The following is a 23,035-nucleotide window of genomic DNA, read 5'->3' on the forward strand; positions in this document are numbered from 1 at the left end:
ATCGGCGGCGCTAGAAGGGCGGTCGGATTTGCTATGGACGAATGGTGATGGGAATGATGGCTGCGCCGCTGCAAGATGCGCCGATCAGCGCCGGGGATATCCTGATCTGGGCAAGGGTCGAACAGGCCCTGGCCGGCAAGAATGCCGCCCTTGCGGCGCAGATCAATGCCCGCGCATGCGGCCGCAGCATGAGCCCCATCGCCGATGTCGAGATTGCGTCCGAACTGGCACGGATGGAAGAGGGGCAACTGGTCAGGCTGTGGCTGGGCGCCGACGATCCCGAACATCCGACCCGCCGGGAAATGCTGGCGCTCGATCGCCTGGCGCTGATCAGCGCCGATTTCTGATTGTCGAGAAAAGCCGCCTGGTGCGGACGATGGGACTTGAACCCATATTCCCAGGGGGAGGCGGATTTTAAGTCCGCTGCGTCTACCGATTTCGCCACGTCCGCGCTGCGCCTTCCCCTGAAGGCTCAGGCGCGGCAGGTCAAGGGGCTGATCAGTCGGCGGCCTTGCCGTTCAGCCGTTCGCGCATTTCCTTGCCCGGCTTGAAATAGGGCACGCGCTTGGCCGAGACCGGCACCTGTTCGCCGGTGCGGGGATTGCGGCCGGTGCGGGCATCGCGGGCTCGGGTGGTGAAGGCGCCGAAACCGCGCAGTTCGACCCGGCCGCCGCTCGACAGGCGATCGACAATCTCGCGGAAGAAAAGATCGACGATCCTTTCCACTTCCTGCAGGCTGAGGCCCGGATTTTCTTCGCCGAGTTTCTGGATCAGTTCAGAACGGATCATAGTTCCTCCAGCACCCCTAATTTCCCCTGCCGACATTTATAAACAATTGGAAAGCTGTTGACAATCGGGGAGCAATGAAATCGTTTCGATAGGGCAAGGAAGTGATGGAAGGGCATGAAAAAGCCCGCCGGAACATGGGTTCCGGCGGGCTTTTCTTTGCCTGTTGGCAGGAAGGAAGGGATTAGCCTTCGTTCTTGGCCTTGAGCGCTTCGCCCAGGATGTCGCCCAGCGACGCGCCGCTGTCCGACGATCCATACTGTGCAACAGCCTGCTTTTCTTCGGCAATCTGCATTGCCTTGACCGAGAAGGTCGGCTTCTTGGCGCGGTCGAAACCGGTCACCATGGCGTCGAACTTCTGACCGATCTGGAAGCGTTCCGAACGCTGTTCGTCGCGGTCGCGGCCCAGGTCGCTGCGCTTGATGAAGCCGGTGGCGCCATCTTCGCCAGCCTGGACTTCCAGGCCGCCGTCGCGAACTTCCAGAACGGTCACGGTGACGATCGCGTTCTTGTTCAGGCCAGCAGCAGCGGCGGTGGTGCCGCCAGCGGCCGGACCGCCACGCTCAAGCTGCTTCATGCCGAGGCTGATGCGCTCCTTCTCGACGTCGATGTCGAGAACGACGGCCTGAACCGTCTCGCCCTTGCGGTGCAGCGCCAGCGCGTCTTCGCCCGAGATGCCCCAGGCGATGTCCGACATGTGGACCATGCCGTCGACGTCGCCGTCCAGGCCGATGAACAGGCCGAATTCGGTCGCGTTCTTGACTTCGCCTTCGACGGTCGAGCCGATCGGGTGACGTTCTGCGAACGAATCCCACGGGTTCGACTGGGCCTGCTTGAGGCCGAGCGAGATGCGGCGCTTCTCGGGATCGACTTCGAGAACGATGACTTCCACTTCCTGGCTCGTCGAAACGATCTTGCCGGGGTGGACGTTCTTCTTGGTCCAGGACATTTCCGAAACATGGACCAGGCCTTCGATGCCCGGCTCCAGTTCGACGAACGCACCATATTCGGTGATGTTCGTGACGCGGCCCGACAGCTTTGCACCGACCGGGTACTTGGCGGCGGCGCCTTCCCACGGATCATTTTCCAGCTGCTTCATGCCGAGGCTGATGCGCTGGGTTTCGCGGTTGATGCGGATGATCTGGACACGGACGGTGTCGCCGATGTTGATCATCTCGTTCGGGTGGTTGATGCGCTTGTACGACAGGTCGGTGACGTGCAGCAGGCCATCGATGCCGCCCAGGTCAACGAACGCACCATAGTCGGTGATGTTCTTGACGACGCCTTCGATGATCTGGCCTTCGGCCAGGGTCTGGATCAGGCCCGAGCGCTGTTCGGCGCGGGTTTCTTCCAGGATGGCGCGACGCGACACGACGATGTTGCCACGACGGCGATCCATCTTGAGGATCTGGAAGGGCTGCGGGATGTCCATGAGCGGGGTGACGTCGCGAACCGGGCGGATGTCGACCTGCGAGCCGGGCAGGAAGGCGACGGCGCCGTCGAGGTCGACGGTGAAGCCACCCTTGACGCGGCCGAAGATGACGCCTTCGACGCGGGCGCTTTCGGTGAACTCGGCTTCGAGCTTGTCCCAGGCGGCTTCGCGGCGAGCGCGGTCGCGCGACAGCATGGCTTCGCCATGGGCGTTTTCGACGCGGTCGACATAGACTTCGACTTCGTCGCCGACCTTGAGGTCAGCCTTCTGGCCGGGAGCGGCGAACTCGCGCAGCGGTACGCGGCCTTCCGACTTCAGGCCGACGTCGATCAGCGCCATGTCGTTTTCGATGCCGGTGACGGTGCCCTTTACGACGCGGCCTTCAAAGCCGCCGTCTTCGCCACCGAGAGAATCATTGAGAAGCGCGGCGAAATCGTCGCGCGAGGGGAATGCCGTAGAGGCCATGGTTGGTCCTTCACTCATCATTGCTGGCCAATCGGTTGTGTCCGATGGTCTTTGGCCAAACCACGCATGCGGCCGAATACCGCCTGCGTATCCAAGGGGTTGGGCGTTGGAACGCCAAGCCTGGAAAAGCGAAAAGGGCGCCCGGAATTTCCGCGCGCCTTATCGGGTCACACGCCTACGGGCGACCTTCAAGCTGGGCGTCCACAAGCGCGATGGCCCTCTGGACGGCGGCGTCTATAGTCAAATTGCTGGTATCTAGCAAGTCGGCGCCATCGGCCACCTTGAGCGGGGCATGGTCGCGGCTCATGTCGCGGGTGTCACGCGCCTGGATATCGGCGATCAGGCTGTCCATGTCGGGCGCGCCGCCATGGGCCTCAGCATCCTTGAAGCGGCGTTCGGCGCGGACATGGACGCTGGCGGTGACGAAGATCTTGGCGTCGGCATCCGGCGCGATCACGGTGCCGATGTCGCGCCCGTCGAGGATGGCGCCGCCCGGCTGGGTGGCGAAGTCGCGCTGGCGCTGGACCAGTGCGTCGCGCACGCTCTGATGCACCGATACGCGCGAGGCGAGGCTGCCAACCGCTTCGCTGCGCAGCGCCGGATCGGCCAGGATGGCGTCGTCAAAGCCGCAGGCGGCCAGCGCGTCGGCCTGATGATCCGGGTCGCCGCCATTCTTCAGCACGGACAGGCCCACGGCGCGATAGAGCAGGCCGGTGTCGAGCACCGGCAGGCCATAATGGCGCCCCAGCGCCTTGGCGATCGTGCCCTTGCCCGATGCGGCGGGCCCATCGACGGCGATGATCATGCGATGGCTCCCAGCGTCTGGAGCAGGGTGGTGAAGGTCGGGAAGCTGGTCGCGACCGGGCGCATGTCGTCGATGGTGACGCCATCGCGCGAGACCAGGCCGGCGACCGCGAAGCTCATGGCGATGCGGTGATCGAGCCTGGTGGCGATCGGGCCGCCGCCGGGCAGGGGCTGGCCGCCGCTGCCCTCGATGATGAGGCCGTCCTCCAGTTCCTCGACCGTAACGCCGATCGCGCGCAGGCCGGTGGCCATGGTGGCGATGCGGTCCGATTCCTTGACGCGCAGTTCATCGAGGCCACGGAAGATGCTGCGGCCATGCGCGAACGCGGCCGCGACGAAGGCGACGGGATATTCGTCGATCATGCTGGGCGCGCGGGCGGGGTCGGGCTCGACGCCGTTCAGGGCGGAGGCGGTGACGACCAGGTCGCCGACCGGCTCGCCGCCGACTTCGCGGGCGTTGATGATCTCGATCGACCCGCCCATTTCGCGCAGCAGGTCGATCAGGCCGGCGCGGGTGGCATTGAGGCCGACATTGGCGATCGTCACCTGCGATCCCGGCACCAGCAGTGCCGCGACCATCGGGAAGGCGGCCGACGAGGGGTCGCCGGGCACGACGATATTCTGCGGCTTGAGTTCGGCCTCGCCCTTGAGCGTGATGATGCGGGTGCCGTCGGCCTGGACCTCGACCTCAAGGTCGGCTCCGAAGCCCCTGAGCATGCGTTCGCTATGGTCGCGGGTCGGGATCGGCTCGACCACGCGGGTGATGCCGGGCGTGTTGAGGCCGGCGAGCAGGATCGCCGACTTCACCTGGGCTGAGGCGACTGGCAGGGTGTAGTCGAGCGGCACGGCCGGGCAGGCGCCGGTCATGGTCAGCGGCAGGCGATCACCGGGGCTGGCGGTGAAGCTGGCGCCGACGCGGGAGAGCGGTTCGGTGACGCGCGCCATCGGGCGCTTGCTGAGGGATGCGTCGCCGACGAAGGTGGCGGTGATGCCATGGCTGGCGACCAGGCCCATCAGCAGGCGGGTCGAGGTGCCGCTATTGCCCATGTCGAGCGCTTCCTGCGGCTGGAGCAGGCCGCCGACGCCGACGCCATGAATATGCCAGATGCCGTCATCGTCACGGCGGATGTCGGCGCCCATGGCGCGCCCACCGCCGCCATCGGCGGCGGATACTTTGGTAATTTTCGCGCCCATGGCGCGAAGGGCGGCCGCGGTGGCCAGCACATCCTCGCCCTCCAGCAGGCCTTCGACCCGGCTTTCGCCCACGGCCAGGGCGGACAGCATCAGCGAACGGTGGGAAATGCTCTTGTCGCCCGGAACCGCGACGCTGCCGGACAGGGCAGGGGCGGCGGTGAAGGTCATCGGGCTGGGTTGGTCATTATGGCTGGTCACGGGGTATCCATCATCTTGGAACCGAAAAAATGCGCCCGGCTTTTGACAGCGCGGTTTCGCTATGGCAAGGCGCCCGACGTTTCGTGGCCGACTTCCGTTGTGCCGCGTGATTTCTGTTTGAGCATCGAAGAAGGAACAGGCCGGACATGGTGAAGGCTGAATGGGGCACGAAGCGGACCTGCCCGAAATGCGCGACTCGCTTCTATGACCTGGGCAAGGACGACCCGGTGACCTGCATCAACTGCGGCGCCGCCTGGGAGCCCGAACCGGTGCTGAAGTCGAAGCAGCCGCTGCCCTATGAAGAGGCCGCGCCCAAGAAGGTCGTGGAAACGGCCGATGGCGAGCTGGAGACGGCGGACGATGATCTGGACATTGATCTGGACGTCGATGATGACGGCGATTCGCCGGATAATGACGTCGATCTGGGCGGCGATGACGACCTGGGCGTCGATGCCGGCAACGATGACGGCGACGACGACAATTAAGTGAAAATTCTGCTTGCCAACGGGATCGCCTGATCCTAGAGGCAGCGACCTCCGAGGCGCCGGACCCAACGGCGCCTCAAGATGGTACGGGGCCTTAGCTCAGCTGGGAGAGCGCCTGCATGGCATGCAGGAGGTCAGCGGTTCGATCCCGCTAGGCTCCACCAATTTTTTCGGCCGACGGCTTGTGCCGGACATGGTTTGATCCATTCGGGACGCGGTTCGCGCCGTATCAGGATGGGGCCTTAGCTCAGCTGGGAGAGCGCCTGCATGGCATGCAGGAGGTCAGCGGTTCGATCCCGCTAGGCTCCACCAATTTTTCGGCCGACGGCTTGTGCCGGACATGGTCTGATCCATCGGGACGCGGCTTGCGCCGTATCAGGATGGGGCCTTAGCTCAGCTGGGAGAGCGCCTGCATGGCATGCAGGAGGTCAGCGGTTCGATCCCGCTAGGCTCCACCATTTTTCTTCACATAGCATCATGCACACGCAACCCATGGGATTGCGTTGATGGCCTTCGGATTCGGTCGGGCTGGCTGCGGTGTCGTATCGAGAGGGGGCGCCCCTCCGTCTGGCCTACGGCCAGTTCAAGGGAGACACGGGTCTCCCTTGAACTCCCCTTGCAGGGGAGGATGGTCTGGAAGCGACCAGAAGCAGACGTTTCCTACTCCCCTCCCTTCCAGGGAGGGGCCGGGGGTGGGTGCGCCGCGTAGCGGCGGTCTACGGTCGATAGGGCAGAAGCTCGCTACGCTCGCAACCCACCCCAACCCCTCCCTGGAAGGGAGGGGCTATGTCTTGTTCCCACCCTTTTGGGCCATTCCCGCCTTCGCGAATGAGGACAGGGCGGGCGCCGTTCAGGCCAGCGTGATGAAGCTGTCCATCACCCGCTTGCGGCCGGCGGTTTCGAAGTCGATTTCCAGCTTGTTGCCCTCGATCGCGGCGATCGTGCCATAGCCGAATTTCTGGTGGAAGACGCGCTGGCCGATGGACACATCGTCGCGACCCTTGTTGCCGAGCGATACGGCGGAGGTGCGGGCTTCGACGATTCGCACGGGTTCGCGACTGAACTGGCCGCTGGTCTGGGCGCGCTGCCAGCCGGGGCCGCGCGACGAGCCGCGCGCGACATTGGCGAAGGGATCGTCCCGTTCCGACCAGTTGGCGCGCCAGAGCGAGGCGCCGCCGGACATGCTGCTTTCCTCGTCCACATGTTCGGGTGGCAATTCGCCGACGAAGCGGGAAGGGATGGAGCTGGTCCACTGACCATAGATGCGGCGGTTGGCGGCGTGGAGGATGGTGCAGCGCTTGCGCGCGCGCGTGATCGCCACGTAGGCGAGGCGCCGTTCCTCCTCCAGGCTGTTGAGCCCGCCTTCGTCCAGCGCACGCTGCGAGGGGAAAATGCCTTCCTCCCAGCCGGCGAGGAAGACATTGTCGAATTCCAGCCCCTTGGCGGCGTGGATGGTCATGATGGTGAGCTTCTGCTCATCCTGCTGCGCCTCATTGTCCATGACCAGGCTGACATGTTCGAGGAAGGCGCCCAGCGTCTCATATTCCTCCATCGCGCGGGTGAGTTCGCTCAGATTTTCGAGCCGCCCGGCGCTCTCGGTCGAACGTTCGGCCTGGAGCGTGGCGGTATAGCCGCTTTCGTCCAGGATCTGGCGCGCCAGTTCGGCATGGGGCAGTTGTGCGGCGCGATCGCGCCAGCGGGCGAGGTCGCCGATGAAGGCGCCGAGCGAACGACGCGCCTGGGGCGTCAGTTCGTCGGTGTCGAGGATGCGGGCTGCGGCGAGGGCTAGGGGAATGCCCTCCGCGCGCGCCAGCCGGTGCAGCTTCTCGACCGCCTTGTCGCCCAGGCCGCGCTTCGGCACGTTGACGATCCGCTCGAACGCCAGGTCGTCGGCCGGCTGGTTGACGAGGCGCAGATAGGCGAGCGCGTCGCGGATTTCGGCGCGCTCATAGAAGCGGAAGCCACCGACGATGCGATAAGGCAGGCCGATCTGGATGAAGCGGTCTTCGAATTCGCGGGTCTGGTGCTGGGCGCGCACGAGGATCGCGACCTCGTCCAGCGAGCCGCCGGCGCGGGCGATCGCCTCGATCTCGTCGCCGACGCGGCGGGCTTCTTCCGGCCCGTCCCACACGCCGAGCACGCGCACCTTCTCGCCGACGTCGATGTCGGTCCACAATGTCTTGCCCAGGCGATTGCCATTTTCCGCGATCACCCCGGAGGCGGCGCCCAGGATATGGGGGGTGGAGCGGTAATTCTGTTCCAGACGGACGATCACGGCGCCGGGGAAGTCCTTTTCGAACCGTAGGATATTGGCGACTTCTGCGCCGCGCCATGAATAGATGGACTGGTCATCGTCGCCGACGCAGCAGATATTCTTGCGGGTCTGGGCGAGCAGGCGGAGCCAGAGATACTGGCTGCTATTGGTGTCCTGATATTCGTCCACCATGATATATTTGAAGCGCTGCTGATATTGCTCCAGCACATCGCGGTGACGCTTCAAGATAGTGAGAGAATGTAGCAACAAGTCACCGAAATCGCAGGCATTTACCTCGCGAAGGCGGGCCTGATAGGCGGCATAGAGCTTTTGCCCCTTGCCATGGGCATAGCCCTCCGCCTCGCCGGCACCGACTTCCTCCGGCGTGAGGCCCTTGTTCTTCCACTGGTCGATGAGGCCGGCGAGCTGGCGGGCGGGCCAGCGCTTCTCGTCAATCCCCTCGGCCTGGATCAGCTGCTTCATCAGGCGCAACTGGTCGTCGGTGTCGAGGATGGTGAAATTGGACTGGAGGCCCACCAGTTCGGCATGGCGGCGCAGCATCTTGGCGGCGATCGCGTGAAAGGTGCCAAGCCAGGGCATGCCCTCGACCGCCGGGCCGATCATCCGGCCGACACGCTCGCGCATTTCCCGTGCCGCCTTGTTGGTGAAGGTCACGGCCAGGATTTCCGAGGGCCAGGCGCGCTGGGTCGCGACCAGATGGGCGAGGCGGGCGGTCAGGGCCGCCGTCTTGCCCGTGCCCGCGCCGGCCAGCACCAGCACCGGTCCCTCCGTGGTCAGCACCGCTTCGCGCTGCGGTTCGTTGAGGCCCTTCAGATAGGGCGGGTCATTGGGAGAGGGGGCAGGCACGGTCATGGGCGATCAACTAGGGATGGGCGGTTGCGGGGGCAAGGGCGGATGGCCTTGCAGCGGGAGGCAATCTATGAGAACAAAAAGAGAATCACGCAAGATGCGAATGGAGCAAGATGATGGTGACGGGGCGGTGCCAGTGCGGGGCGATCCATTATGCGGCGGAGGGCGAGCCGGTTTACAGCGCGCTGTGCCATTGCAGCGATTGCCGGATGAGCGCGGGCGCGCCGATGGTCGGCTGGGCGCTGTTCCCGCATGACAAGGTGACGATAGAGGGCGATCCGGTCACCTACCAATCGTCGGACAATGCGACCCGCCATTTCTGCGGCACTTGTGGCACCGGGCTGTTCTACACCAACCCGACGGTGTTTCCCGGCATGATCGACATCCAGAGCGCGACGCTGGACGATCAGACGGTCTTTCCGCCGGCGATCCATGTCCAATATGCCGAGGCGGCCCCGTGGATGGCGGCGGCGCATGACCTGCCCCGGTTCGATCGCTATCCGGCAGACTGAGCGTGCGGCCGGCGTCAGCGGCGGCACGGTTCGTCGCTGACGCGGAACAGAGAGGTGGGGCGGCCGGTTTCTCCTTTGCTCGGGGCAAGGAGTAGAAGGACCAACCCGATGAAGATCATCATGATCGCCGGCTTTGCCGCTTTGTCGATGGCGGCGCTGCCCGGTCAGGCCGGGGCGCAGGCGATGTCGCCGCCGGCCCAGAACCAGGATCCCAATGCCGCGCAGCCGACCGGCGCGGTGCCGGCCGAGACGGGCATGGTGCCGGCGCCTGCGGACGTGCCGCGCGATCCCGCCGCGCCGGTGGGCACGGCGGCCAATCCTGTGACGGTAGGCGGCAACATGACGCCGCCGCCGACCGAGGCGAAGGCCTATCCGGTCTGCGGCAAGGGCGTGCAGGACGGTTGCGTCAATCCGGGCGAGGCGAAGAAGAGGATGCGCAGGCCGGGCTGAGATCCGGTTTGGGATCGGCAGCGGCAGGGCCGGGCAGGGCGGCGATGAGCGCTGCGAGGCCGGTCCGGTCACGCGCCGCGTCGGCCAGGCTGTAGCCGTCCAGCACCGTCAGGAAAGCACCGACCGCCTGCGCCAATATGCCTGACAAGCCGCAGGCCGGGCGGATCGCACAGGATGCGCAATCGGCCATCGCCATGTCCGGCTCGCTATGGCGTACGACCGCGCCGATGCGGATATCGACAGGATCGGCGGCGAGGGCGAAGCCGCCGCCCCGACCGCGCTGGGTGCGGATGAAGCCGCCCTGGCCCAGGCCATGCACCACCTTCATCAGATGATTGCGCGACAGGCCATAGGCATCGGCAATTTCCGGGATCGTCGCCCGTCCGCCCGGCACGGCGGCGAGATGGATCAGCACGCGCAGCGCATAGTCGGTGTGGCGGGTCAATTGCATCGCGCCCTCCTATCCTGCGGACAGGGTGGTATAAATATATATTCAATTTACATCTTAAAAGATGCATATTAAATGAACCTTATTGAGTCCCCGATAAGGAGCCTGTCATGCGCGCAAATCTGTCCCCCGAAACCATCGCCATCGTGAAGGCGACCGGCCCGGCGCTGCGGCGTCATGGCGTCGAGATCACCACTCGCATGTATGCACGGCTGTTCGAGGATGCGTCGATCAAGGACATGTTCGATCAGGCGGCGCAGGCCAGCGGCGAGCAGCCGCGCCGGCTGGCGGCGGCGATCCTGGGCTTTGCCGAGAATGTCGACAAGTTGCAGGCGCTGGACGGCGCGATCGCGCGCATGGTGCAGCGCCATGTCGATACGGGCGTGCAGCCGGACCATTATCCCAAGGTGGCGGCCGCGCTGCTGCCCGCGATCCGCGAGGTGCTGGGCGAAGAAGTGGCGACCGATGAGGTGCTGGCCGCCTGGGCGGAAGCTTATACTTTCCTGGCCGATATCCTGATCGGCAAGGAACAGGCGGCCTACGCGGAGGCCGCCTGATATTCCGCCTGATCGTTACGCGGCGGGCGCGCTGTCCTCTGCGCGGAGCAGGGTGAGGCGCGCCTTGCCGACGTCGCGCACGGCGTCGACGGTGAAGCCCTTGACCGCGACGTCCTCGCGCCGGTCGGTTTCGATGCTGATCCAGGTGGCCGGGCTGGTCCAGCCCAGGCGCGCCAGCTTGTCGAGTGCGACCTGGCCCGCGCCGGTGTCATAGGGCGGGTCCATGAAGATGAGGTCGAGCGGCGTCTTCGTCGGGCCGAGCGAGAGCACGCTGGTCTGGCGGATGTCGGGGCGCAGGCCGAGCTTGTCGCCATTGGCGCGGATCGCGTCGATCGCCGCCTTGTCCTGCTCGACGAACAGGCAAGAGCCGGCGCCGCGCGACAGGGCTTCAAAGCCCAGCGCGCCCGAGCCGGCGAAGAAATCGCCCACGGCCAGCTCCTCGAACGATCCCAGCCGGCTCGCCAGCATCGAAAAGAGCGTTTCGCGGGTGCGGTCGCCGGTGGGACGGGTGGCGTCGCCCTTGGGCGCGACCAGCGGACGGCCGCGCCATTGACCCGAGATGATCCTCATTTCTGTGCTTTCTTCAGGCTGCTGCGGAAGGCGACCAGGTCATGCTGGCGCACTTCCTCGACCGCGCCGCCGGCGAGTTCACCCAGTTCGAACGGGCCGTAGCTGGTGCGGATCAGGCGATTGACCTTGAGTTCGAAATGTTCGAGCACGCGGCGCACTTCTCGGTTCTTGCCTTCGGTCAGGGTCATTTCGATCCACTGGTTGCGGCCGGTGCGCCGTTCCAGATTGGCCTCGATCGGACCATATTGGATGCCGTCAATCTCGATGCCGTCGAACAGATCCTCGAGCTGCTGCTGGCTGACCTCGCCAAAGGCGCGGGCGCGATAGGTGCGCGGCACGCCGGTCGAGGGCAATTCCATCTCGCGCTTGAACTCGCCATCGGTGGTGAGCAGCAACAGCCCCTCGGTATTCATGTCGAGGCGACCGATCGGCATCAGCCGCGGCAGGTCGTCGGGGAGGATGTCGTAGATGGTCGGCCGACCGGCAGGGTCGCGCTCGGTGGTGAGGAAGCCGGTCGGCTTGTGGAACAGGAACAGGCGCGCGGGCGCGGGCGCGGCGACCGGATCGCCGTCGACGGTGACGCCATGGAGCGAGGTCAGCAGCGTCGCGGGGGTGTCGATCGTGACGCCGTCCCTGGCGATACGGCCTTCCTCGATCATCCGCTCGATCTCGCGGCGCGAGGCGATGCCGGCGCGGGCGAGCAGCTTGGCGATACGCTGGGGTTCGCCCTTGCCGCTGGTTTCCGCGGCGGCGCGGGCCGGGTGCGGGTTGGCGGTGTGGGGCGCAGCCGGCTTCTTGCTGCCGGGGCGGCGCGGCGGATAGGATGTGCCGCCCATACGACCTTCAGTGCGACCTTCCGGGCGCGGGCGGGTCGGACGGTCACCGAAAGCGGTGCGGGCGGCACGCTCGCCAAAGGGCGCGCGCGCGGGGCGATCTCCAGCGGCGGCGCGCTCGGGGCGCTTGTCTTCGGCTGGGCGACCGCTGGGGGCGGGGCGTTCGGCACGATCCGGCTGGGCGGCGCGATCGGGGCGGCCACGGGCCGGGCGTTCGCTGCGTTCACCGCGCGCTTCACCGAAGCGGCCACGGCCTTCGCCGGCACCGTTGCGATCGGGACGCGCGCCGCGGGCCGGGCGGTCGCCACGGCCTTCTTCGCGGTTTCCGGCAAAGCGACCGCTACGGCCTTCGCCCGAAGCGCTGCGATCGGGGCGGGCGCCGCGACCTTCGCCGCGTTCGCTGCGGCCTTCGCCAAAGCGATTGCCTCGGGCCTCGCCGGGGCCATTGCGATCGGGGCGCTCGCCACGCGGGGCGGGGCGGCCCGGACGGCCTTCGCTCCGGCTGTCAAAGCGACCTTCGTTGCGACTATCCGATCGGGCGTCCGATCGGGCGGGGCCACGGCCAGTGCCGCGATCGGCGCCGTCACGCGATCCGGGGCCGGAGGTACGCTTGGGACCGCCCGGACCTGACCGGCGCGGCGGACCAGATTTTTTTGGCGGTTCCACTTGATGCATTCCTTTTCGTGACGGGTGGCCATCCCCATATCAGGGCGGCATGTGCAATATGATGAACGGTGCCATAGCGCCGTCCATGTGAACGGCAAAGCCCCGGCCGGGCGCAACCCGGCGCCGGGGCGCGGCGTTGGTCGGTTGCATGGCGGAAACGGGGCAGGACAGCAAATGTTTTTCGGGCGAATCAGAGGGGACGACACCGCCAGGGACGGGGCGAGAGACGGGGCAGGTGCGCCGCGCAACGCCATTCGCAGCGTGCTGGTGGTGGAGGATGAACCGCTCGTCGCCTTCGACCATGAGCATATCCTGTCCCAGGCAGGCTATCGTATCGCCGCCACCGTCGACAGTCACACTCATGCTGCCCGCGTGATCGATGCCGGATCGGTCGATCTGGTCGTGACCGACATCAATCTGCGCGGTGGGCGTTGCGGCATAGAGGTCGCGCGTCATGCCCATGCGCGCCAATTGCCGGTGCTGTTCGTCACCGGTGCCTGTCCCGCCGATGCGCGATCGCTGGCGGTCGGCTGCCTCGCCAAGCCCTTCGCCCCGCGCGACCTGCTGGCGGCGATCGCGGTGGTCGATGCTGTGCTGGCCGGACGTGCGCCACCACGCAAGCCGCGCGGCATGAAGCTGTTCGCCGAGATCGCCTGACACCGGGCTGATCCGGGGCAGGCAGGCCCGTGCCGCTTGCCTCTGCTGCATTTGCTCATATGGTGGCGCCCGTAATGAACGGGCGCGGGGAATATGTGTGACAGATATCGCCGAGGGTAAACGGAACTGGCGGGATGTCATGCGTCCCTATTTCGGGAAAATGCCGTTCGTGGCCTTGTTGATCGGCATATCGAGCGGGTTTCCGCTTATGCTGCTGCTTGGCACGATGGGCTATTGGCTATCCAAAGTGGGTATCCAGAAGTCTACGATCGGTTTCGCTATCGGCCTGACGACACCTTATACGCTCAAATGGCTCTGGGCGCCGTTGGTCGATAAGCTCCCGCTTCCGATCCTCACGCGGCTTTTCGGTCAGCGGCGCGCCTGGCTGTTTTTCATTCAGTTGCTGCTGTTCGGCGCGATCTGGATGCTGGGGAGCAGCGATCCTGCCAATCATCTTGGCTATTTCGCCTTTTGCGCGATCCTGGTCTCCTTCCTGGGCGCGACACAGGATATCGTGATCGATGCCTATCGTATCGAGATATTGAGCGATGAAGAGATGCCTTATGGCACGGCGACGAACCAGTTCGGCTATCGGCTTGGCGCCTTCTTCTCCGGGGTCGGGACGATCTTCCTCTATTCACCGCAGACAGGACTCGGCCTTGGCTGGCCGCTTGCATATGGCCTGACCGCCTTGCTGGTGCTGCCCGGTGCGCTGGGGGCGCTCTGGGCTGGGCCGGGCACTTATGTTGATCGCCATGGGGAAATGGCCGGGAAGCGGTTCGGCGCATGGCTAAAGGAAACGGTGCTCAATCCCTTCATCGAGTTTCTGGGGCGCAAGGGATCGGTTCTGATCCTGCTGTTCGTGCTGCTCTACAAAATAGGCGATGCGATGGGGCAGGGCATGCTCAACCCGATGATCGTCGATCTTGGGTTCACCGATGCTGAGTTTATCGCCATCAACAAGGTCGTCGGCTTCTGGGGCCTGATCGTCGGCACGGCCTTGGCTGCGCCTTTCATCGCATGGCTCGGCATGGGGCGCGCCCTGTTTATATCGGGGCTGATGATGATGCTCAGCAATTTGACGTTCGTCATCGTTGCGATGCACGGCCATTCGAATTTGTGGCTGACCATAGCGGTGGCGACGGAGCAGGTGACGAGTGGTATCGGTTTGACGGTGTTCGTCACCTATCTGTCCGGCCTTTCCAGCCTTGCCTACACCGCAACCCAATTCGCATTATTGTCATCGTTCGCTGCTGTAGGTCGCACTTGGCTGGCTGCGCCGGCAGGGATCATCGCTGAGAATGTAGGATGGGTCGGATTCTGGCTGACGACGGTCGTCGCGGCATTGCCCGGCATGCTGTTGCTCTGGCTGATCTGGCATAAGGGCTTTGTCGTGGACAGCGTTCGTCAGCCCAGCACGACGGACGACTGAGGTGACGAATAGGTCGAACAATCAGGACTTTTGCATCGCATGATCTTCCTCGTCGCGTCCATCTGTATCCAGATCATCTGTGCGGTCGATGTCGTGCGCAGCGGCCGCAACCAGATCTGGATGCTGTTCATCTTCCTCTTCTCGCTGGCGGGCTGCTTTGCCTATCTGATGCTGGAGGTGCTGCCGGCCTATTGGGGCAATCGCCATCTGCGTACCGCGCGCAGCCAGGTGGTCGGCAAGGTCGATCCCGAACGCGGCCTGCGCAAGGCGCGGGCCGATCTGGACCTGGCGGAAACCGCCGCCAACCGGATCGCGCTGGGCGATGCGCTGCTGGACCTGGGCCGCTTTGCCGAGGCGGAGGCGGCCTATCGCAAGGGGCTGGCGCTGGGGCCGGGACAGGATGCGACGACGCAGGTCAAGCTGGCGCAGACCCTGTTCGAACTGGGGCGCAGCCGCGAGGGACTGGCGGAGCTGGACGATGTGCCCGAAGTTGGCCGGGGCAGTGAATGGGATCGGCGTGCGCTGTTGCGGGCGCGGATGCTGGCCGATATCGGTGAGGATGCGCAGGCGCGCCTGCTGTTCGAGGATGTGATGAGCCGCTATGCCGGCGAGGAGGCGCGCTGCCATTATGCCGCCTTCCTGCTGGAGCAGGGTGACCGGCTGCGCGCGCGGCAGATATTGGAGGAGGTCGAGCAGCGGGCCAGGCGGCTCGACCGCACCCAGCGCGCCGCCCAGGCCGACATGTATCGCTGGGCCGGCGAGCGGCTGGCGGAGTTGCGGAAGGCGGCGGCTTAATTTGCCGCGTAGAGGTCCAGCGGCCGGCCAAGGTCGCTATGCGCCTGCGCCACCGCCTGCAGGCAGGTGAGCGCGCCCAGCGCATCGTCATTGCCCAGCAGTCCCGAGACATTGTCGAAGGCGGTATGCGGATCACGCAGCGCATCGCCCACCGCTTGCATGATCGCCGCCTCGTCCGCGGTCATCCGCGCGCAGCAACAGGGCGCGACCAATATCTTGCGGCTGGCGGCGCGCGCCAGTTCCAGCATCATCGCGCGCATCAGCACCAGGGGCCGGCGATAGCTTTTGCCGAAGGCGCCCAGCATCGCATTGGCGGCATGGGCATCATTGACCCCGGCCGTCGCCATGCGGCGCATGACGAACAGGAACAGCCGATTGCCATAGCCGCCCGGAATGGGCCGGGGCAGTTCGACGGGGTAGCTTTCTCCATATGCCATGCGGGTGCGCCTTTGTGTGACTCGGGGATACACAAGCTACGCTATTGCGAGGCATTCGCAAGTCTAAATCAGTCGGGTAATTGTCCGTTCAACCGCAAAATCTCTCCGGCCATATAGAGCGAGCCGGCGATCAGGATGATCGGTGCTGCATCCTGGGCCTGGGCGGCATCCTGCGCGATGGCGGCGATCGCTGCTTGCGGCCCGTCATGGGCGGTGCAGCCTATGCCCCAGCGGGCGGCGATGGCGGCGAAGCGTTCGGGCGGATGATGATCATGCCCCGGCACCGGCAGCGCATGGATATGGGCGATCCGGCCGCCGAACGGCGCGAGATAGGCATCCATATCCTTGTTGGCGAGCATGCCGATGACGAGCTGGATCTGGCGGCTGTGCAACCGGTCGGCGGTGAAGAAGGCGCTGATCGCCTGGCCGGCGGCTTCATTATGGCCGCCGTCGAGCCAGGCTTCCGCCGCATCGGGCAGGGCCGCGAGCAGCGGACCGCGCTCCAGCCGTTGCAGCCGGGCGGGCCAGTGCGCCCAGAGCGGCGCGGCCTTCAGCGCCGCCTCGCTGACCGGCACGGCCTGCTGATGGCGGAGCATGGCGATGGCGAGGGCGACATTCTGGACCTGATGCGCGCCGGGCAGGCGCGGCATCGGCACGTCGACATGGCCCTGTTCGTCGCGATAATGGACCCGGTCGCGATAGACGGCGGCGTCCCAGGCGGAGCCCATGGCGAGCCATCGGGTGCCGGCGCGATCGGCGGCGTCCTGCATCACCGGGGCGAGGGCGGCATCATAACGCTGCGTCACCAGCGCCGCGCCGGGCTTGGCGATGCCGGCCTTTTCCGCGGCGATGACGGGCAGCGTGTCACCCAGGAAGGCCTGATGATCGATACCGAGCTGGGCGATGCCGCAGACGACCGGATCGACGATGACGTTGGTGGCGTCGAGCCGCCCGCCAAGGCCGACCTCGATGATGCAGGCGTCGGCATCATGTTCGGCAAAGGCGAGGAAGGCGGCGGCGGTCGTCACCTCGAAGAAGCTGGCACCGATCCCTTCGGCTACATCGAGCACGCGGGCGAGATAGGCGGCGAGCATGGCATCGTCGATCAGCTTGCCGGCGATGCGGATGCGTTCGTTGAAGCGGACCAGATGGGGCGAGGTGAAGACATGGACGGTCTTGCCGTCCGCCTCCAGCGCGGCGCGCAGGAAGGCGCAGGTCGACCCCTTGCCATTGGTGCCGGCGACATGGAAGACCGGCGGCAGGCGATGGAGCGGATCATCCAGCCGCTCCAGCAGCCGGGTGATCCGCTCCAGTCCCAATATGTCGGCGCCGGGGGACAGCGACCAGAGCCGGTCAAGTTGGGCCTGGACCTGCGGGTCGTCCGAAACGGCATGGTCGGCCATGGCGCGCTGATCCCCCTATCGCGCTTTTGAGGCTCAGGCGGCGGCGCGCGGCGTCAGATAGCCGATCACGCGGGCCAGCGTGTCGCGCAGTTCGCTGCGATGGACCACCATGTCGAGCATGCCATGGTCGAGCAGATATTCGGCGCGCTGGAAGCCTTCGGGCAGCTTTTCGCGGATCGTGCTTTCGATGACGCGCTGGCCGGCAAAGCCGATCAGGGCATTGGGCTCCGAAATCTGGATATCGCCCAGCATCGCATAGCTCGCGGTCACGCCGCCGGTGGTCGGATCGGTCAGCACGACGATATAGGGCAGGCCGGCCGCGTGCAGCTTCTGGATCGCCACGGTGGAGCGCGGCATCTGCATCAGCGAGAGGATGCCTTCCTGCATGCGTGCGCCGCCGGCAGCGGTGAAGATGACATAGGGGCATTTATGCGCGATCGCGTCATTGATGCCCTGGATGAAGGCCGCGCCCACGCCCATGCCCATGGAGCCGCCCATGAAGGCGAAATTCTGCACGCCCATGACCAAAGGCACGTCGTCGATTGCGCCGCGCGCATTGATGAGCGCATCCTGGTCGCCAGTGGAGGCGCGGGCGGCCTTGATCCGGTCCGGGTAGCGCTTGCTATCGCGGAACTTGAGCGGATCTTCCGGCACGCCGGGCGTCGGCAGCAGGATGAATCCGGCGTCGAGGATCTGCTCGAACCGTTCTGACGGGCCGATGCGGCCATGATGGTCGCAGCGCGGGCAGACCGAGAGATTTTCCTCCCATTCCTTGATGAAGACCATTTCCTTGCACGACGGGCACTGATGCCAGAGCGTTTCGGCGGTGGTTTCCTTCTTGGTGAAGGGCAGGGCGTTACGAACGCGGTTGATCCAGCTCATGCTGCGGTCTCCCGGATAGAAGTGGTGAGGGCGCCGCTGAGCGACGCGACGAATTCCTGGACGAAGGGGCCGGCGGCATCGCCGTGCGAGCCGACGATGTCGACGATCGCCGAGCCGACCACCACGCCATCGGCGACGCGGCCGATGGCGGCAGCCTGTTCGGGCGTGCGCACGCCGAAGCCGACCGCGATCGGCAGGTCGGTGGCGGCCTTCAGCCGATCGACGGCCATTTCGATATTGGCCTGTGCCGCCTGCTGCTTGCCGGTGATGCCGGCGACGGCGACATGGTAGAGGAAGCCGCTGGCGCCGTTCAGCACGGCGGGCAGGCGGGCGGCGTCCGTGGTCGGGGTCGCAAGGCGGACGAGGTGGACGCCGACGGCGCGCAGGGCGGGGCCGAGTTCGGCATCTTCCTCCGGCGGGATATCGACGCAGATCACGCCATCGACGCCGGCGGTCTGGCACTGGTCGGCGAACCAGTCGGACCCGCGCGCCAGCATCGGATTGGCATAGCCCATCAGGATCAACGGCGTTTCCGGGTGGCGCGTGCGGAAATCGGCGGCCAGCGCGAACACGTCCCTGGTCTTGGTTCCCGAGCCGAGGCTGCGCAGGTTCGCCAGTTCGATCGCCGGGCCATCAGCCATCGGATCGGTGAAGGGCATGCCCAGTTCGATGATGTCGGCGCCGCCCGCGACCAGCGCATCGAGGATGGCAGGGGTCGCGGCAACGTCCGGGTCACCGGCGGTCACGAAGGTGATGAGGGCCGCGCGGCCCTGTGCCTTGCAGGCGGCGAAGCGGGTGGCGAGACGGTCGGTCATGCTCACATCTCCACTCCCAGCGCGTCGGCGACGGTGAAAATATCCTTGTCCCCCCGGCCCGACAGATTGACGACGATGATCTTGTCCGCGTCCAGCGTCGGCGCGACCTGTTCGGCTGCCGCCACGGCATGAGCGGATTCGAGCGCGGGGATGATGCCTTCGAGGCGCGAGAGGGTCTGGAAGCTTTCCAGCGCCTCATCATCCTTGATCGGCAGATATTTCACCCGGCCGATCTCGTGCAGCCAGCTATGTTCCGGGCCGATGCCGGGATAGTCGAGGCCAGCCGAAATGCTGTGCGCTTCGGTGATCTGGCCGTCCTCGTCCTGGAGCAGATAGGTGCGGTTGCCGTGCAGGATGCCCGATGCGCCGCCCGCCAGCGAGGCGGCATGCTTCTTGTCGAGGCCTTCGCCGGCCGCTTCCACGCCGATCATCGCGACTTCGGGATCGTCGAGGAAGGGGTGGAACATGCCGATGGCGTTGGAGCCACCACCCACCGGGGCGATCAGCATGTCGGGCAGGCGGCCTTCGGCTTCCATGATTTGCGCGCGGATTTCCTTGCCGATGATCGACTGGAAATCGCGCACCAGCTCGGGATAGGGGTGCGGACCGGCGGCGGTGCCGATGATGTAGAAAGTGTCATGAACGTTCGACACCCAGTAGCGCAGGGCGTCGTTCATCGAATCCTTGAGCGTCGAGGAGCCGGAATGGACCGGGATCACCTCTGCGCCGAGCAGCTTCATGCGGAAGACGTTGGGCTTCTGTCGTTCGACATCCTTGGCGCCCATGAAGATCTTGCATTCCATGCCGAACAGGGCGGCGACGGTCGCGGTGGCGACGCCATGCTGGCCCGCGCCGGTTTCGGCGATGACCTTCTTCTTGCCCATGCGGCGGGCAAGCAGCGCTTGGCCGATGCAATTGTTGATCTTGTGCGCGCCGGTGTGATTGAGTTCCTCGCGCTTCAGGTAGATCTTGGCACCCTTGCCCGGTTCGGCCTTGGCGCGCAGCGCTTCGGTCAGCCGCTCGGCATAATAAAGCGGGTTGGGGCGGCCGACATAGGAGCGCAGCAGCTCGGCATATTCGGCGTGAAATTCGGGATCTGCCTTGGCCGCCTTGTAGACCTTTTCCAGCTCCAGGATCAGCGGCATCAGCGTCTCGGCGACATAGCGGCCGCCAAAGGCGCCGAAATGGCCATTGTCATCCGGCTGGCTGCGGAGGCTGTTGGGCAGGGTGATGGTGTCGGTCATGAATATCTTTCCGGGGACAAATGATGGGCGTTCGCTTGTGGTCAGGAAGCGATCAGCGCCATCGTCCTTCGATGCGCATGGCAGGGGCGTTCAGCGTCAACATGCCGACACCGCTTTGCAGAAGGCCATGATCTTGTCCACACTCTTGATGCCCGGTGCATCCTCTACGCCCGAAGAAACGTCGATCAGCGGCGTGTCGGTCAGGCGGATCGCATCGCACACATTGTCGATGCCAAGGCCACCGGACAGGCCCCAGGGCGCGGGCATGGCGACGCCGCGCAGCAAGGTCCAGTCGAAGCGCAGGCCCATGCCGCCGGGCAGCGCCGCGCCATCGGGCGTCTTCGCGTCGAACAGCAGCCGGTCGACCGTGCCGGCATAGGCCTGGGCCGCGTCGATATCGGCGCGGGTCTTGACCGAAATCGCCTTCCACACCGGCAGGCCGAAACGCTGGCGGATGGCGGCGACCCGCTCCGGGCTTTCCTTGCCATGGAGTTGCAGGGCGCTGAGTGCGCCGGTGCCGGTCAGGCGGGCAAGCTGTTCGTCATCGGCATCGACGACCACGGCGACGCGATCGACATGGGCCGGGACGGCCGCAGCGAGCGCGCGCATCTGGTCGGGTTCGACATGACGCGGGCTTTTGGGGAAATGGACGAAGCCGACATGGCTCGCCCCGGCGCGCACGGCGGCGTCCACCGTCTCCGGCGTCGACAGGCCGCAGATCTTGATCGCGATTCGGGACATGGCGGGCCTTTAGACCGTAAGGGAAGGGAAGTCACATTCAGACAGGCTGGGTCAGGTCCATGTCGTGCAGCGCCAGCCACTGATCGGCATGGTCGATGCAGGCCTGGCCCAGGAAGCGATCGAGGACAGCGACGATCTCCGCATCGCTCATCGTCCGGGGATCGAGCGGCGGATGCCAGTGCAGCGCGAAATGCGGGCCGCTGGTGCGGACCAGATAGAAGGGCAGGAATTGCGCCCCGACCTTGCGCGCGAGGCGCAGGGCGATCGAGAGATTGCCCGACGGTTCGAGCGCGCGGCCGAAGGTCGGGAACCAGACCTGCCGGTCGCGTCGTTCGTCAGCCAGGATATAGAGGGTGGCCCGATCCTTCTGGGTCAGATGCTTGAGCACGCCGCGTGCCGCGCCATCGCCGCCGATCGCCTCGCCCATATAGCTGGATCGCGCCTTCTTGAGCTGGGCGGCGATCCGGGGGTCTTCGGGATCTTCATAGACGCCAAGGCCCGGTCGGTCGGTCGACCATTTGATATGGGCGGCGAGCAGATCCCAATTGCCGATATGGCAGGTGAAGGCGATCATCGGGCCGGGACCGTCCAGCACCGCCTGATAGGCTGGCTGGTCGATGACGGTCACATGGTCGGCATTCACCAGTCGGTCGATATTGGCGAGTTCCGCCAGCGTGCGGCCGACATTCACCCAGCGCCGGGTCAGGATTGCTTCGCGTTCCGCCTGCGGCAGGTCGGGCCGCAGCCGTGCCAGATTGGCGCGGGCGCGGGCGTCGCGCAGCTTCATCCGGGGACGGGCGACGTGCGCCGACAGCCAGCCGCCCAGCCAGGAGGCGAGGCTGGCCGGAAGCAGACGGAGCAGGGTGAAGAGAAAGGGGTTGGAGAGCATGGTCCTGCCCGTCATACAGGAGCCGTTGAGGCGGTAAAGAGCCGCGAAGGGGGCTGGTGGTGACGATGATGCTGGCGCTGTGGCTGCTGCTCCAGGCGCTGAGCCTGCTGGGCGTGGTCAATTATTGGCGCCATCTGCCGACGCACCGGCAGGAGGAGGCGCCCGGCGGCGCGGTCATGATCCTGTCGGTGCGTGATGACTGGGAAGGTGACAGCGAACTTGTCACCCGGCTGAAGGCGCAGAGTGCGCCGTTCCGGTTGCTGCTCGCGACCTCCGGCGCCTGTGCAGCGGCGGAGACGCTGGCTGCGGCCGAGCCGGATTGGGTGCAGATCGTGCGCGCCGGCGTGGCGCGCGACGAGGGGCAGAAGGTCCACAAGCTGCGGGCGGCTCTCAAGGCCCTGCGCGACGCGGATCGTTACCTGATTTTCATCGACGCGGACATCGAACCGCCAGCGCGGCTGGTCGGGCGGCTGCTCTTTCCGCTGGTGCGGGGCAAGGCGGATATCGTGACAGGCTATCGGCTGCTGCTGCCGGCCGGGCAGGGCATGCCGGCGCTGGTCGGCGCGGTCGAACTGCAACTGGCGACGCTGCCGCGCGCGGCCAGTTCCACCATGCCCTGGGGCGGCGCGATGGCGATGACGCGGGCAGCGGCCGAGCGGATCGATATCGACGGGGCGCTGGCCGGGCGCCTGTCCGACGACATGGCGATCGGCCTGGCTGGATGGCGCGCGAAGCTGCGGATGCGGCCGGTGCGCGACCTGCTGGTGGCGAGCCCGCTGGACGGGGGCCTTGGTGCGCTCTGGAGTTTTGGGGTGCGTCAATATCGCCATATCCTCACCAACAGCCCGCGCATGTGGGCGGTGGCGACCGGCGCGGTCGCGCTGCAATCGGGTTTCTGGCTGTGGGCGCTGGGCTGGGGCGGCTGGCCGGCGATCGCGATCGGCTATGGCGCGGCCTGGGGGCGGGCGGCGGCGCGGCGGCGGATATTGGCGGCCGTGCTGGAGCCAGAGCAGGCGGCGCGGGCGCGCCGATCGCTCTGGTGGGACATGGTGACGCCCTTTGCCGTCTGCTGGGCGCATCTGGCGGTGCAGCTACAGGCTGCCACATCCAATCGCATCAGTTGGGGCGGCTGGACCTATCGCGTCGTGCGTGGCCGGGTGGTGGAGATGGGGCGGGGGTAGTTCCCTTCCTCCCCGAGGCTGGCTCGGGAAGAAGG

General features: G+C 65.9%; 23 protein-coding genes, 4 tRNA genes and 1 pseudogene. 12 read left to right on the top strand and 16 right to left on the bottom strand.

Features of this window, described 5'->3' with window-relative positions; translation table 11 throughout:
- The first annotated feature begins 47 nt into the window (after positions 1-47).
- Positions 48-347: a hypothetical protein gene (locus DIZ22_RS04415; RefSeq protein ID WP_234415606.1), complete on the top strand. Its 300-nt coding sequence runs from the start codon at positions 48-50 to the stop codon at positions 345-347.
- Between the two features lie 18 nt (positions 348-365).
- On the opposite strand, the gene DIZ22_RS04420 is transcribed toward DIZ22_RS04415, so the two are convergent.
- The 5 genes from DIZ22_RS04420 to aroA all read right to left on the bottom strand — a co-directional run bounded on the left by DIZ22_RS04420 (position 366) and on the right by aroA (position 4,879).
- A tRNA-Leu gene (locus DIZ22_RS04420) sits at positions 366-451 on the bottom strand.
- Between the two features lie 47 nt (positions 452-498).
- A complete protein-coding gene (locus tag DIZ22_RS04425) occupies positions 499-789 on the bottom strand; it encodes an integration host factor subunit beta (protein ID WP_004207675.1) in 291 nt (96 codons plus the stop codon).
- 181 nt (positions 790-970) lie between these two features.
- Positions 971-2,683 carry a 30S ribosomal protein S1 gene (gene rpsA, locus DIZ22_RS04430; RefSeq protein WP_004207674.1) on the bottom strand — a complete coding sequence of 571 codons (1,713 nt, stop codon included), beginning with the start codon at positions 2,681-2,683 and terminating at the stop codon, positions 971-973.
- 175 nt (positions 2,684-2,858) lie between these two features.
- The gene (locus tag DIZ22_RS04435) at positions 2,859-3,488 is read right to left on the bottom strand and encodes a d(CMP) kinase (protein WP_017500901.1); all 630 of its coding nucleotides are present in this window, start codon (positions 3,486-3,488) and stop codon (positions 2,859-2,861) included.
- Positions 3,485-4,879 carry a 3-phosphoshikimate 1-carboxyvinyltransferase gene (aroA, locus tag DIZ22_RS04440; protein WP_048938431.1) on the bottom strand — a complete coding sequence of 465 codons (1,395 nt, stop codon included), beginning with the start codon at positions 4,877-4,879 and terminating at the stop codon, positions 3,485-3,487. The genes DIZ22_RS04435 and aroA overlap by 4 nt, the downstream gene beginning before the upstream one ends.
- 146 nt (positions 4,880-5,025) lie before the next feature.
- On the opposite strand from aroA, the gene DIZ22_RS04445 reads away from it, so the two are divergent.
- From DIZ22_RS04445 to DIZ22_RS04460, 4 genes are all read left to right on the top strand, one after another.
- Positions 5,026-5,364: a TIGR02300 family protein gene (locus DIZ22_RS04445; protein WP_004207671.1), complete on the top strand. Its 339-nt coding sequence runs from the start codon at positions 5,026-5,028 to the stop codon at positions 5,362-5,364.
- 88 nt (positions 5,365-5,452) lie between these two features.
- Positions 5,453-5,528 (top strand) — tRNA-Ala (locus DIZ22_RS04450).
- Between the two features lie 72 nt (positions 5,529-5,600).
- Positions 5,601-5,676, top strand: a tRNA-Ala gene (locus DIZ22_RS04455).
- 70 nt (positions 5,677-5,746) lie between these two features.
- Positions 5,747-5,822: transfer RNA gene (locus tag DIZ22_RS04460), tRNA-Ala, on the top strand.
- A 392-nt stretch (positions 5,823-6,214) separates the two neighbouring features.
- On the opposite strand, the gene DIZ22_RS04465 is transcribed toward DIZ22_RS04460, so the two are convergent.
- A complete protein-coding gene (locus DIZ22_RS04465) occupies positions 6,215-8,491 on the bottom strand; it encodes a UvrD-helicase domain-containing protein (RefSeq protein WP_048938432.1) in 2,277 nt (758 codons plus the stop codon).
- A 113-nt stretch (positions 8,492-8,604) separates the two neighbouring features.
- Between DIZ22_RS04465 and DIZ22_RS04470 the strand changes: the two genes are divergently transcribed.
- Complete coding sequence (locus DIZ22_RS04470) at positions 8,605-9,000, top strand: GFA family protein (RefSeq protein ID WP_048938449.1); 396 nt, start codon at positions 8,605-8,607, stop codon at positions 8,998-9,000.
- 108 nt (positions 9,001-9,108) lie between these two features.
- Positions 9,109-9,450 (top strand): hypothetical protein, encoded by a 342-nt coding sequence (locus DIZ22_RS04475; RefSeq protein WP_010336087.1) that lies wholly within the window; start codon positions 9,109-9,111, stop codon positions 9,448-9,450.
- On the opposite strand, the gene DIZ22_RS04480 is transcribed toward DIZ22_RS04475, so the two are convergent.
- Positions 9,407-9,901, bottom strand: coding sequence for an Rrf2 family transcriptional regulator (locus DIZ22_RS04480; protein ID WP_017500896.1), 495 nt, complete (start codon positions 9,899-9,901; stop codon positions 9,407-9,409). The two genes, DIZ22_RS04475 and DIZ22_RS04480, sit on opposite strands and share 44 nt — an antisense overlap.
- A 107-nt stretch (positions 9,902-10,008) precedes the next feature.
- Between DIZ22_RS04480 and DIZ22_RS04485 the strand changes: the two genes are divergently transcribed.
- Entirely contained in the window at positions 10,009-10,455 is a 447-nt protein-coding gene (locus tag DIZ22_RS04485) for a globin domain-containing protein (protein WP_048938433.1), read from the top strand.
- Between the two features lie 15 nt (positions 10,456-10,470).
- Here the strand turns inward: DIZ22_RS04485 and rsmD are convergent, their stop codons facing one another.
- Complete coding sequence (gene rsmD / locus DIZ22_RS04490) at positions 10,471-11,025, bottom strand: 16S rRNA (guanine(966)-N(2))-methyltransferase RsmD (protein ID WP_048938434.1); 555 nt, start codon at positions 11,023-11,025, stop codon at positions 10,471-10,473.
- Positions 11,022-11,813: pseudogene (locus tag DIZ22_RS22435) on the bottom strand (pseudouridine synthase); the annotation flags it as partial. The pseudogene DIZ22_RS22435 and the gene rsmD, both read right to left, overlap by 4 nt.
- A gap of 885 nt (positions 11,814-12,698) precedes the next feature.
- Here DIZ22_RS22435 and DIZ22_RS04500 point away from each other — a divergent pair.
- The 3 genes from DIZ22_RS04500 (at position 12,699) to DIZ22_RS04510 (ending at position 15,408) form a co-directional block, all read left to right on the top strand.
- Positions 12,699-13,181 (top strand): response regulator, encoded by a 483-nt coding sequence (locus tag DIZ22_RS04500; protein WP_026109123.1) that lies wholly within the window; start codon positions 12,699-12,701, stop codon positions 13,179-13,181.
- A gap of 97 nt (positions 13,182-13,278) precedes the next feature.
- Positions 13,279-14,613 carry an MFS transporter gene (locus DIZ22_RS04505; protein WP_037513151.1) on the top strand — a complete coding sequence of 445 codons (1,335 nt, stop codon included), beginning with the start codon at positions 13,279-13,281 and terminating at the stop codon, positions 14,611-14,613.
- Positions 14,614-14,652: 39 nt separating this feature from the next.
- Positions 14,653-15,408 carry a tetratricopeptide repeat protein gene (locus tag DIZ22_RS04510; RefSeq protein WP_048938436.1) on the top strand — a complete coding sequence of 252 codons (756 nt, stop codon included), beginning with the start codon at positions 14,653-14,655 and terminating at the stop codon, positions 15,406-15,408.
- Here DIZ22_RS04510 and DIZ22_RS04515 read toward each other — a convergent pair.
- The 7 genes from DIZ22_RS04515 to DIZ22_RS04545 form a co-directional block, all read right to left on the bottom strand.
- The gene (locus DIZ22_RS04515) at positions 15,405-15,845 is read right to left on the bottom strand and encodes a DUF6628 family protein (RefSeq protein ID WP_004207660.1); all 441 of its coding nucleotides are present in this window, start codon (positions 15,843-15,845) and stop codon (positions 15,405-15,407) included. The genes DIZ22_RS04510 and DIZ22_RS04515 overlap by 4 nt on opposite strands.
- Positions 15,846-15,913: 68 nt before the next feature.
- On the bottom strand, positions 15,914-17,248 hold the full coding sequence (locus DIZ22_RS04520) for a folylpolyglutamate synthase/dihydrofolate synthase family protein (protein WP_048938437.1): 1,335 nt from the start codon (positions 17,246-17,248) through the stop codon (positions 15,914-15,916).
- A gap of 33 nt (positions 17,249-17,281) precedes the next feature.
- Positions 17,282-18,130, bottom strand: coding sequence for an acetyl-CoA carboxylase, carboxyltransferase subunit beta (gene accD, locus DIZ22_RS04525; RefSeq protein ID WP_004207658.1), 849 nt, complete (start codon positions 18,128-18,130; stop codon positions 17,282-17,284).
- Positions 18,127-18,945, bottom strand: coding sequence for a tryptophan synthase subunit alpha (gene trpA, locus DIZ22_RS04530; protein ID WP_048938438.1), 819 nt, complete (start codon positions 18,943-18,945; stop codon positions 18,127-18,129). The genes accD and trpA overlap by 4 nt, the downstream gene beginning before the upstream one ends.
- Before the next feature lie 2 nt (positions 18,946-18,947).
- Entirely contained in the window at positions 18,948-20,189 is a 1,242-nt protein-coding gene (trpB, locus tag DIZ22_RS04535) for a tryptophan synthase subunit beta (RefSeq protein WP_048938439.1), read from the bottom strand.
- Positions 20,190-20,285: 96 nt separating this feature from the next.
- A complete protein-coding gene (locus tag DIZ22_RS04540; RefSeq protein WP_048938440.1) occupies positions 20,286-20,930 on the bottom strand; it encodes a phosphoribosylanthranilate isomerase in 645 nt (214 codons plus the stop codon).
- A gap of 37 nt (positions 20,931-20,967) precedes the next feature.
- The gene (locus DIZ22_RS04545; protein WP_048938451.1) at positions 20,968-21,819 is read right to left on the bottom strand and encodes a lauroyl acyltransferase; all 852 of its coding nucleotides are present in this window, start codon (positions 21,817-21,819) and stop codon (positions 20,968-20,970) included.
- A 65-nt stretch (positions 21,820-21,884) separates the two neighbouring features.
- Between DIZ22_RS04545 and DIZ22_RS04550 the strand changes: the two genes are divergently transcribed.
- Positions 21,885-23,000, top strand: a complete 1,116-nt coding sequence (locus tag DIZ22_RS04550) for a glycosyltransferase (protein WP_080993636.1) — start codon at positions 21,885-21,887, stop codon at positions 22,998-23,000.
- Positions 23,001-23,035 lie beyond the last annotated feature (35 nt).

Origin of the sequence: Sphingobium sp. LF-16, from assembly GCF_003711185.1 — a bacterium.
Taxonomy (GTDB): Bacteria; Pseudomonadota; Alphaproteobacteria; order Sphingomonadales; family Sphingomonadaceae; genus Sphingobium; species Sphingobium yanoikuyae_A.

Coding starts and splice junctions, on each gene's coding strand:
- trpA (WP_048938438.1), bottom strand. CDS start 18,945: ATGACCGACCGTCTCGCCACCCGCTTCGCCGCCTGCAAGGCACAGGGC.
- DIZ22_RS04425 (WP_004207675.1), bottom strand. CDS start 789: ATGATCCGTTCTGAACTGATCCAGAAACTCGGCGAAGAAAATCCGGGC.
- DIZ22_RS04545 (WP_048938451.1), bottom strand. CDS start 21,819: ATGCTCTCCAACCCCTTTCTCTTCACCCTGCTCCGTCTGCTTCCGGCC.
- DIZ22_RS04510 (WP_048938436.1), top strand. CDS start 14,653: ATGATCTTCCTCGTCGCGTCCATCTGTATCCAGATCATCTGTGCGGTC.
- DIZ22_RS04465 (WP_048938432.1), bottom strand. CDS start 8,491: ATGACCGTGCCTGCCCCCTCTCCCAATGACCCGCCCTATCTGAAGGGC.
- DIZ22_RS04445 (WP_004207671.1), top strand. CDS start 5,026: ATGGTGAAGGCTGAATGGGGCACGAAGCGGACCTGCCCGAAATGCGCG.
- DIZ22_RS04550 (WP_080993636.1), top strand. CDS start 21,885: ATGATGCTGGCGCTGTGGCTGCTGCTCCAGGCGCTGAGCCTGCTGGGC.
- DIZ22_RS04485 (WP_048938433.1), top strand. CDS start 10,009: ATGCGCGCAAATCTGTCCCCCGAAACCATCGCCATCGTGAAGGCGACC.
- DIZ22_RS04540 (WP_048938440.1), bottom strand. CDS start 20,930: ATGTCCCGAATCGCGATCAAGATCTGCGGCCTGTCGACGCCGGAGACG.
- rpsA (WP_004207674.1), bottom strand. CDS start 2,683: ATGGCCTCTACGGCATTCCCCTCGCGCGACGATTTCGCCGCGCTTCTC.
- DIZ22_RS04475 (WP_010336087.1), top strand. CDS start 9,109: ATGAAGATCATCATGATCGCCGGCTTTGCCGCTTTGTCGATGGCGGCG.
- DIZ22_RS04415 (WP_234415606.1), top strand. CDS start 48: ATGGGAATGATGGCTGCGCCGCTGCAAGATGCGCCGATCAGCGCCGGG.
- DIZ22_RS04435 (WP_017500901.1), bottom strand. CDS start 3,488: ATGATCATCGCCGTCGATGGGCCCGCCGCATCGGGCAAGGGCACGATC.
- DIZ22_RS04480 (WP_017500896.1), bottom strand. CDS start 9,901: ATGCAATTGACCCGCCACACCGACTATGCGCTGCGCGTGCTGATCCAT.
- DIZ22_RS04520 (WP_048938437.1), bottom strand. CDS start 17,248: ATGGCCGACCATGCCGTTTCGGACGACCCGCAGGTCCAGGCCCAACTT.
- rsmD (WP_048938434.1), bottom strand. CDS start 11,025: ATGAGGATCATCTCGGGTCAATGGCGCGGCCGTCCGCTGGTCGCGCCC.
- accD (WP_004207658.1), bottom strand. CDS start 18,130: ATGAGCTGGATCAACCGCGTTCGTAACGCCCTGCCCTTCACCAAGAAG.
- DIZ22_RS04515 (WP_004207660.1), bottom strand. CDS start 15,845: ATGGCATATGGAGAAAGCTACCCCGTCGAACTGCCCCGGCCCATTCCG.
- trpB (WP_048938439.1), bottom strand. CDS start 20,189: ATGACCGACACCATCACCCTGCCCAACAGCCTCCGCAGCCAGCCGGAT.
- DIZ22_RS04500 (WP_026109123.1), top strand. CDS start 12,699: ATGTTTTTCGGGCGAATCAGAGGGGACGACACCGCCAGGGACGGGGCG.
- DIZ22_RS04470 (WP_048938449.1), top strand. CDS start 8,605: ATGGTGACGGGGCGGTGCCAGTGCGGGGCGATCCATTATGCGGCGGAG.